The following is an 8725-nucleotide window of genomic DNA, read 5'->3' as shown; positions in this document are numbered from 1 at the left end:
GCGCAGCACCGCGCACAACGCGTGCACCACGTCCGAGGGCCACTGGCGGTCCTCGGCCCACTCACGGGCCCGGTCCCCCGTCGCCGCACCCACACTCGCCCGCACCGACCCCGCCCGCTCCACGCACTGCAACGCCGGATGCCCCTCCGGGTACCGCACGGGCAGCCCGGCCGCGCCCGACGCCTGAAGGCTCGGCCCCGGCGCCCCGGAGGGCGTCGCGGCGACCCGTACCAGACGGACCCGGCCGCTCTCCTCCCCGTCGGCCACCGCGCCGCCGGCCACCCGGTCGATCAGCGCGTGGTCGGCGAAGCCGGCAAGGGCGAAGTCCAGATGGACCACGGCGGCCTCGGCCGGGTCCTCGCACTCCGCGGCCGCGCGGGCGGCCCGGTGGAGCTGGTTGGTCCGGAAGCGCAGCAGCGAGGCCTCCTGCTCGCTCTGCTTGGCCTCGGTGACGTCCTGGAACAGCCAGCCGACGCCCAGCGGCACCGGCTCCTCCGCGAGCGGCGAGGCCAGCCGCACGAACCCGCAGCGCCAGCAGCGCCGCTTCTCGCCGTCCGGTGTCCGCACCCCCACCCAGATCTCGGCGGGCGCCGGCGGCGCGCCCTCGGCCAGCACATGGGTCAGCGCGCTCTCCAGCTCCTCCACGCCCTGGGCGAGCAGCTCCCCGAGGGGCCGCCCCAGCACCGACGTCCGCCCGATGCCCAGCGACCGGGCCGCGTGCGCGTTGACCACGGCGGGCCGCAGATCGGCGTCGACCAGCACGACACCCCACGAGGCGTCCTCGAACAGGGCCTCGCTCAGCGCGATCGAGCGCTCCAGGTCGATCTGGGTGTGCACCTCGCTGAAGGCGCAGTACACCCCGGCAGGCTTGCCGTCGGGCCCGCGCACGGCCGCGGACTGGGTGCGTACGAGGACCCGGCCGCCGTCCTTGGTCAGCAGCGCGAACTCGTGCACCTGCCGCCCGGGCGCCTGCATGGCGGACATCAGCCGCGCCTCGACCTCCTCGGCGTCCGCCCGCCGCACGGCCCACCCGGCGAACCCGTGCCGCCCCACGGCCTCGGCCGCGGTCCATCCGAGGATGCGCTCGGCCTCACGGTTCCAGTGGGTGACGATCCCGTCCGCGTCGAAGGCACACAGTGCCGCGTCCATGCCGTCCAGCAGTGCGGCGAGCAGGTCCGAGCCGCCCGAGCCCTCCGGGCCGTCCGGCCCGGGCTCGTCGGGACCCAGTTCGTCGGTGGTCCCACTACGCCGGGAAGCACTCACCTGGACCCCCTGCCGGCTGCTTCACTCACTGACAATCATTGAACTCGAACGTGACGCAGCACACACCGGGTTCCCGCAAGATTGAGGGAATCGTTGCACGCCGGAAACGCCCCGAATCCCCTCAAACGGCTTCCCGGTCCGGCCCCAGCCGCAGGTCGATCCACTCGTCGCTGCCGCCGTCCAGCACATACCGGTCGACCTCGACGAACCCGCGCGCCAGCGCGAACCGCGTCCCGTCCCCATTGACGGCCAGCACGCATGTCTCGATCACCCGGGCGCCGAGCACGCGCGCATGATCAAGACCCTTCTCGTAGAGGGCCGTCCCGAAACCCCGTCCGCGGTATTCGGGCAGCACGCGCGCGATGACGGTCGCCACGGCGTCCTCCCCCTGCGGCGGCCGGACGGTCGAGCAGCCCACCAGCACGTCTCCCAGGTAGGCGTTCTCCAACCGGTACCGCCGGCCGCGCTCCCGTACGTCCTCAAGCTCCATGGCGGCGGGCGGCACGATCACGTTGTGCACGTGCCGCCACTCCTCGGCCATACCGTCCCCCACGACGGGCTCGATCCTCAGATGAGTCATGGCCGCACGCTAGGTGATCGTTCCGGGCGCGTCCACGGACTTGGGGAACCTCGGATGCCATCCCCGGAAAAAGGGTTGAAGCGGAGGGGGCGGCCTTCTTAAGGTGCAGGTACTTCGGAAAGGAGGTGGTTCGGCAGATGTATTCATACCGGACGGAAGAGGTGGCTGCGGGCTAGCGGCCCGTCACCCACCGAGTGCGGTGCCGGACCAGCGCGCATGAGATGTGCGCAACCGGCCAATCCAACGCAGTCACCCGACCCGCGAGCTCGCCGGTAACGTCCGGCCGGCTCCCCCGCCCCAGGGCGGAGGGACCCAGAGCTCGCGGGTCGCCTGCGTTTCGCGGCCAGGCTCAGGGGCTCAGCCGCTCCACCCGCCAGTTCCCGTCCGCCTGGGCCACGTAGCGCAGCCGGTCGTGCAGGCGGTTCTCGCGGCCCTGCCAGAACTCGACGCTCTCCGGCGCCACCCGGAAGCCGCCCCAGTGCGGCGGCACCGGCACCTGTTCGCCCTCGGGGTAGCGGGCGGCGAGTTCCGCGTAGGCGGTGTCGACCTGCTCGCGGCTCTCGATCACCGAGGACTGCGCGCTGGCCCAGGCGCCGAGCTGGGAGCCGTGCGGGCGGGTGCGGAAGTAGGCGGCGGTCTCGTCGCGGCCGGTGCGGCGGGCGAGGCCGGTGACGATGACCTGGCGGGCCATGGGGTGCCAGGGGAAGAGCAGGCAGACGTACGGGTTGGCGGCGAGGTCCCGGCCCTTGCGGGAGTCGTAGTTCGTGTAGAAGACGAAGCCCTGTTCGTCGAACTGCTTGAGCAGGACCGTGCGGGAGCTGGGGCGGCCCTCGGCGTCCGCGGTGGAGACCACCATGGCGTTCGGCTCGAACAGGTGCGCCTCGGTGGCCGCCTGCTTGAACCAGCGCGCGAACTGTTCGACGGGCGTGGCGGCCAGGTCGGCCTCGGCGAGACCCTCCGCGCGGTACTGCCGGCGCATGGAGGCGGGGTCCGGGAAGACGGCGTGTGCGGCGTCGGTCACGTCGTCATCTTGCCGTACGGATCGCCTCCGCAGGGAAGGTGGCACTGAGTGCCGCAAGCTCTCCCCAAAGGTGGCACTCGGGGATATCGTGGCGTCATCCGTCGTACACGTCACGAGGAGCCGCCTCATGTCCGATCTCGACCCCGGCCACGGTTTCGTACCCGGTCTCGAAGGCGTCGTCGCGTTCGAGACGGAGATCGCCGAACCGGACAAGGAGGGCGGCGCGCTGCGGTACCGGGGCGTCGACATCGAGGATCTGGTCGGCCATGTCTCGTTCGGCAACGTCTGGGGGCTGCTGGTCGACGGCGCCTTCAACCCCGGTCTGCCGCCCGCCGAGCCGTTCCCGATCCCGGTGCACTCCGGGGACATCCGCGTGGACGTCCAGTCGGCGCTGGCCATGCTCGCGCCGGTGTGGGGGCTCAAGCCGCTGCTCGACATCGACGCGGAGCAGGCGCGTGCCGATCTGGCCCGGGCCGCGGTGATGGCGCTGTCCTACGTCGCGCAGTCCGCGCGCGGGCAGGGGCGGCCGATGGTGCCGCAGCGGGAGATCGACAAGGCGCAGTCGGTCGTGGAGCGGTTCATGATCCGGTGGCGGGGTGAGCCGGATCCCAAGCACGTGGCCGCCGTGGACGCGTACTGGACGTCGGCCGCGGAGCACGGCATGAACGCGTCGACGTTCACCGCGCGCGTGATCGCCTCCACGGGGGCGGATGTCGCCGCCGCGCTGTCCGGTGCGGTGGGTGCGATGTCGGGGCCGCTGCACGGCGGGGCGCCGTCCCGGGTGCTCGGGATGATCGAGGAGATCGAGCGGACCGGGGACGCGGAGGCGTACGTCAGGCAGGCGCTGGACCGCGGTGAGCGGCTGATGGGGTTCGGGCACCGGGTGTACCGGGCCGAGGACCCGCGGGCGCGGGTGCTGCGGCGGACCGCGCGGGAGCTGGGGGCGCCCCGGTTCGAGATCGCGGAGGCGCTGGAGAAGGCGGCGCTGGCGGAGCTGCACGCGCGGCGGCCGGACCGGGTGCTCGCCACGAACGTGGAGTTCTGGGCGGCGATCGTGCTCGACTTCGCGGAGGTGCCGGCGCACATGTTCACGTCGATGTTCACGTGTGCGCGGACCGCCGGGTGGTCGGCGCACATCCTTGAGCAGAAGCGGACGGGGCGGCTGGTGCGGCCGTCGGCGCGGTATGTCGGGCCCGGCTCGCGGAGTCCTCGGGACATCGAGGGGTACGGAGACATCGCCCACTGAAGGGGGTGCCTGAGGTGCGTGGGCGACTGCGGGTGATGTGTGGCTTGTCGCCCCCGCGCGGCGGTAGCCGCACATTGGCACAGCCCCGCGCCCCTGAAAGACCTACTGCAGCGCCTCGTTCAGTAGTGCTGTCCACTGGGTGACCACTCTGTCCCGCCTGGCCTTGTCGTCCGTCAGCAGGTTCGCCAGGCCCAGGCCCCTCGCCATGTCCAGGAGACCCTGGACGGTTTCCCGGGCGCCCGGCTTCGACTCGTCGGCGCCCAGGAGGTCGACGGCGATCCGGTGGGTCTCCCGGCCCACCCTCGCTTCCAGCTCGGTCACGTGGGGGCGCAGTTGCTCCTCGTTGGAGGCGGCGACCCACAGGTGGAGGGCGGCGCGGAAGAGGGGGCCGGTGTAGAGGTCCACCAGGGCGGAGATCACCGCGCGTCTGTCGTCCGCGGCGCCCTGCGGGAACAGGGCGCGCAGGGCCGTGGAGCGTTCCTCCGCCACGTACTCGACGGCCGCCGTGAAGAGGGCCTCGCGGGTCGGGAAGTGGTGCTGGGCGGCGCCTCGGGAGACGCCGGCGCGTTCGGCGACGACGGTGACCGTGGAGCCGGCCCAGCCGTGTTCGGCGAGGCAGGCCACGGCGGCTTCGAGGAGGCGCTGCCGGGTGGCCCGGCTGCGGTCCTGCTTCGGCACGCGGTCGGCCCGGTCGCCGATCGTGGTCACACCACCCATGAGGGATCCCGTCGTTCCAGGAAGGCTGTCATGCCCTCGCGCGCGTGCGATGAGGCGAACAGCCGGGCCGAGAGCGCGGTCAGGTCGGCCGCGTCCCGGTCGAAGGTCTCCAGCACCTTAGCCGTGAGCAGCCGTTTCGTCTCGGCCAGGGCCTCGGGGGCGGCCCGGCGCAGACCGTCCAGGATCGGTGCGAGTACGGCGTCCACGTCGTCGCCCGCCGCCGTGACCAGGCCGATGCGGGCCGCCTCGGCGGCGTCGAAGCGTTCGCCGGTGAGGTAGTGGCGGGCCAGGGCGCGGGGGTCGGTGCGGGGCAGCAGGGTCAGCGAGATGACCGCGGGCGCGACCCCGATCCGTACCTCGGTGAAGGCGAACGTCGACTCGGTGGCCGCGGCCGCGATGTCGCAGGCGGCGAGGAGGCCGAGGCCGCCCGCGCGGACGTGCCCGGTGACGCGGGCGACGACCGGCTTGCCGAGCTCGACGATCTGCCTCAGGAGTGCGACCAGGGCGTCCGGGTGCGGGGGGTCCTTGAGGTCGGCGCCCGCGGAGAAGGTGTTGCCGGTGTGGGTGAGGACGACCGCGCGGACGGCGTCGTCCTTGGCGCAGTCCGTGAGCGCGGCGGCCAGCTCGCCCACCAGGGCGGCGGACAGGGCGTTGCGGTTGTGCGGGGAGTCGAGGGTGAGGGTCTCCACGGCACGCGTGCGCGTGCGGGCGATCGGTGTCATGGGCGCTCCCTGAGCTGTCGTCGCAGGATCTTGCCGGAGGCGGCCCGGGGCACCGCGTCGATGAAGGTGACCTGGCGGACGCGTTTGTAGGGGGCGACGCGTTCGGCGACGTACATCATGACCTCGCTCGCGGAGAGGTCGCTCGCGGTGGGCCGGCGGACGACGAAGGCGTGCGGGACCTCGTTGTGCCGGTCGTCGTAGACGCCGATGACGGCCGCGTCGGCGATGTGGGGGTGGGTGAGCAGAAGGGCCTCCAGTTCGGCGGGGGCCACCTGGAAGCCCTTGTACTTGATGAGTTCCTTGACCCGGTCGACGACGAACAGCCAGCCGTCGGCGTCGACATGGCCGACGTCCCCGGTGTGCAGCCAGCCGTCGGGGTCGATCATGGCGGCGGTGTCGTCGGGGCGGCCGAGGTAGCCCTTCATGACCTGCGGGCCGCGGATGAGGATCTCGCCGGGCTCGCCGGTGCCGAGGTCCTTGTCGGGGTCGGCGAGGGAGACGATCCGCATCTCGGTGCCGGCGATGAGCTTGCCGACGGTTCCCGGGGGTGCCTCGCGCATGGCGGACAGGGGGACCACGTGGGTGCCGGGCGAGAGTTCCGTCATGCCGTACGCCTGGCCGACGGGCGGCAGGCCCAGCCGGGCCGAGCAGGCGGCGGCGAGTCCGGCGTCCAGCGGGGCGGCAGCGCTGACGATGTAGCGCAGGGACGAGAGATCGTACTGCTCGATCAGCGGGTGCTTGGCGAGGGCGAGGACGATCGGCGGGGCCACGTACAGGCCGGTGATGCGGTGGTTCTGGATGGCCGCGAGGAAGGTGTCCAGGTCGAAGCGGGGCAGGACGACGACGCTCGCGCCGACGCGCAGGGGCGCGTTCATCAGGGCCGTGAGGCCGTAGATGTGGAAGAAGGGCAGGACCGCGAGGATGCGGTCCTCGGGGCCCGCCGACATCAGGGGCTGGAGCTGGGCGAGGTTGGTGGCGATCTGCCGGTGGGTGAGCATCACGCCCTTGGGGGTGCCGGTGGTGCCCGAGGAGTACGGCAGGGCCGCCAGGTCCGTCACCGGGTCGATGGCGGGCTCCGGTTCGGGGGCCGTCGAGGCCAGCATGTCGATGAGGGAGCGGTGGCCGGGGGCGCTGTCGCAGACGAAGATCTCCTGGACGCCGCCGGCGAGTTCGGCGGCCCGGCGGGCGGTCTCCAGGAGCGGCGAGACGGTGACGATCCAGCGGGCGGCGGAGTCGGAGAGCTGCTTGGCGAACTCCTCGGCCGTGGAGAGCGGGTGCACGGTCGTGACGGAGGCACCCGCGCGCGTGGCGGCGTAGAACGCGGTCGGGAAGGCGATCGTGTTGGGGCTGTGCAGCGCGAGCACGTCCCCCTTGGCGACGCCCGCCTCCGCGAGGCCGGCGGCGACCCGGCGGTGGAACCGGTCGAGCTGTCCGTACGTGAGCGTGGTGCCGTCGGTGCCGTCGATCAGGGCGGGCGCGTCACCGGACTCGGCGGCCCGGGCGAGGACCGCGTCGTGGATGGGGAGTTCGATGGGCTGGACGTCTGCGTACTCGCTGCGGAACACGGTTCCTCCAAGACGGCCTGATTCCATGGGGGGCCTAGTACGACTTGGGCAGGCCCAGGGTCTGGTGGGAGACGTAGTTGAGAATCATCTCCCTGCTGACCGGTGCGATACGGGCCACGCGCGCGGCCGTTATCAGTGAGGCGATCCCGAACTCGCGGGTGAGGCCGTTGCCGCCGAGGGTGTGGACCGCCTGGTCGACCGCCTTCACACAGGCCTCCCCCGCCGCGTACTTCGCCATGTTGGCGGCCTCTCCCGCGCCCACGTCGTCGCCCTCGTCGTAGAGACGGGCGGCCTTCTGCATCATCAGGCGGGTCAGTTCGAGGTCGATGTGGGCCTGGGCGAGGGGGTGGGCGATGGCCTGGTGGGCGCCGATGGGGGTGTTCCAGACCGTGCGGTCCTTGGCGTACGTGATCGCCTTGGCGAGGGCGTAGCGGCCCATGCCGATCGCGAAGGCGGCCGTCATGATGCGTTCGGGGTTGAGGCCGGCGAAGAGTTGCAGGAGGCCGGCGTCCTCGTCGCCCACGAGGGCATCGGCGGGCAGGCGCACGTCGTCGAGGGTGAGCTCGAACTGCTTCTCCTGGGCGCTCAGTTCCATCTCGATCCAGCGCCTGCCGAAGCCCGGTGCGTCCCGGGGGACGATGAACAGGCAGGGCTTGAGGCGGCCGGTGCGGGAGTCCGCGGTGCGGCCCACGATGAGGGTGGCGTCGGCGATGTCCACGCCGGAGACGAAGACCTTGCGGCCGGTGAGCAGCCAGTCCCCGGTGTCCGGGTCGCGGCGGGCCGTGGTGGTGATGCGGTGGCTGTTGGAGCCGGCGTCGGGTTCCGTGATGCCGAAGGCCATCGTGCGGGTGCCGTCGGCGAGTGCGGGGAGCCACTCCTGCTTCTGGGCCTCCGTGCCGAAGCGGGCGATCACGGTGCCGCAGATGGCCGGGGAGACGATCATCATGAGGAGGGGGGCGCCGGCCGCGCCCAGTTCTTCCAGGACGATGGAGAGTTCGGCGATGCCGCCGCCTCCGCCGCCGTACGCCTCCGGCAGGTTGACGCCGAGGTAGCCGAGTTTGGCCGCCTCGGCCCAGAGTGCCTCTCGGTCGTAGTCGCGGCCGTGGCGTTTGCCGAGGGCGGCTACGGCGTTACGAAGAGACTTGTGCTCATCGGTTTCGATCGTGGGCATGTGGCTCCTTCGTTGTGGCTGGTCGCGCAGTTCCCCGCGCCCCTAGGTGGGTTCCACTACTGCCAGTAGAGAGCCGACCGTCACCTGTTGGCCGGGTACTGCCTGGAGTGCCGTGAGCGTGCCTGTCACAGGCGCCGTGATCCTGTGTTCCATCTTCATCGCCTCCAGCCACAGGAGAGGTTGGCCCGCCTCCACGGCGGCCCCCTCGCCCAGGCCGTCGGCAACCCGTACGACCGTTCCCGGCATGGGGGCCAGCAGGGAGCCGGGGGCCAGTTGGGCCTGCGGGTCCGGGAAGCGGGGCAGGGGCCGCAGGGCCGTGTTGCCCGCGTACAGCCGGTCGCCGTACCTCGCCACCTCGAACTTGCGCTGCACGCCGTCCACTTCGAGTACGACCCTGCCCGCGTCCGCGTGGAGCACCCGGACCCCGTCCGCCTCCAGGC

Annotated in this window: 9 protein-coding genes; 1 reads left to right on the top strand and 8 read right to left on the bottom strand. The window is 72.1% G+C overall.

What is annotated here, in order from left to right:
• The 3 genes from EHS43_RS29360 to pdxH form a co-directional block, all read right to left on the bottom strand.
• On the bottom strand, positions 1 to 1263 hold a 1263-nt coding region (locus EHS43_RS29360), incomplete at its 3' end, for a PAS domain-containing protein (RefSeq protein WP_125193746.1).
• 121 nt (positions 1264 to 1384) lie between these two features.
• The gene (locus tag EHS43_RS29355) at positions 1385 to 1843 is read right to left on the bottom strand and encodes a GNAT family N-acetyltransferase (protein ID WP_125193745.1); all 459 of its coding nucleotides are present in this window, start codon (positions 1841 to 1843) and stop codon (positions 1385 to 1387) included.
• Between the two features lie 349 nt (positions 1844 to 2192).
• Complete coding sequence (pdxH, locus tag EHS43_RS29350; protein WP_125193747.1) at positions 2193 to 2822, bottom strand: pyridoxamine 5'-phosphate oxidase; 630 nt, start codon at positions 2820 to 2822, stop codon at positions 2193 to 2195.
• 169 nt (positions 2823 to 2991) lie between these two features.
• Here pdxH and EHS43_RS29345 point away from each other — a divergent pair, with 169 nt between their 5' ends.
• Positions 2992 to 4110: a citrate synthase 2 gene (locus EHS43_RS29345; RefSeq protein ID WP_125193744.1), complete on the top strand. Its 1119-nt coding sequence runs from the start codon at positions 2992 to 2994 to the stop codon at positions 4108 to 4110.
• 102 nt (positions 4111 to 4212) lie between these two features.
• On the opposite strand, the gene EHS43_RS29340 is transcribed toward EHS43_RS29345, so the two are convergent.
• From EHS43_RS29340 to EHS43_RS29320, 5 genes are all read right to left on the bottom strand, one after another.
• Positions 4213 to 4827, bottom strand: coding sequence for a TetR/AcrR family transcriptional regulator (locus EHS43_RS29340; protein WP_125193743.1), 615 nt, complete (start codon positions 4825 to 4827; stop codon positions 4213 to 4215).
• Entirely contained in the window at positions 4815 to 5549 is a 735-nt protein-coding gene (locus EHS43_RS29335; RefSeq protein ID WP_125193742.1) for an enoyl-CoA hydratase family protein, read from the bottom strand. The genes EHS43_RS29340 and EHS43_RS29335 overlap by 13 nt, the downstream gene beginning before the upstream one ends.
• Positions 5546 to 7114 carry a 4-coumarate--CoA ligase family protein gene (locus EHS43_RS29330; protein WP_125193741.1) on the bottom strand — a complete coding sequence of 523 codons (1569 nt, stop codon included), beginning with the start codon at positions 7112 to 7114 and terminating at the stop codon, positions 5546 to 5548. The genes EHS43_RS29335 and EHS43_RS29330 overlap by 4 nt, the downstream gene beginning before the upstream one ends.
• Positions 7115 to 7148: 34 nt before the next feature.
• A complete protein-coding gene (locus EHS43_RS29325) occupies positions 7149 to 8285 on the bottom strand; it encodes an acyl-CoA dehydrogenase family protein (protein WP_125193740.1) in 1137 nt (378 codons plus the stop codon).
• Between the two features lie 42 nt (positions 8286 to 8327).
• On the bottom strand, positions 8328 to 8725 hold a 398-nt coding region (locus tag EHS43_RS29320), incomplete at its 5' end, for a biotin/lipoyl-containing protein (RefSeq protein WP_312023446.1).

It is taken from the genome of Streptomyces sp. RP5T, assembly GCF_003933965.1.
Taxonomy (GTDB): Bacteria; Actinomycetota; Actinomycetes; order Streptomycetales; family Streptomycetaceae; genus Streptomyces.
This window is presented reverse-complemented; position numbering and strand designations above follow the sequence as displayed.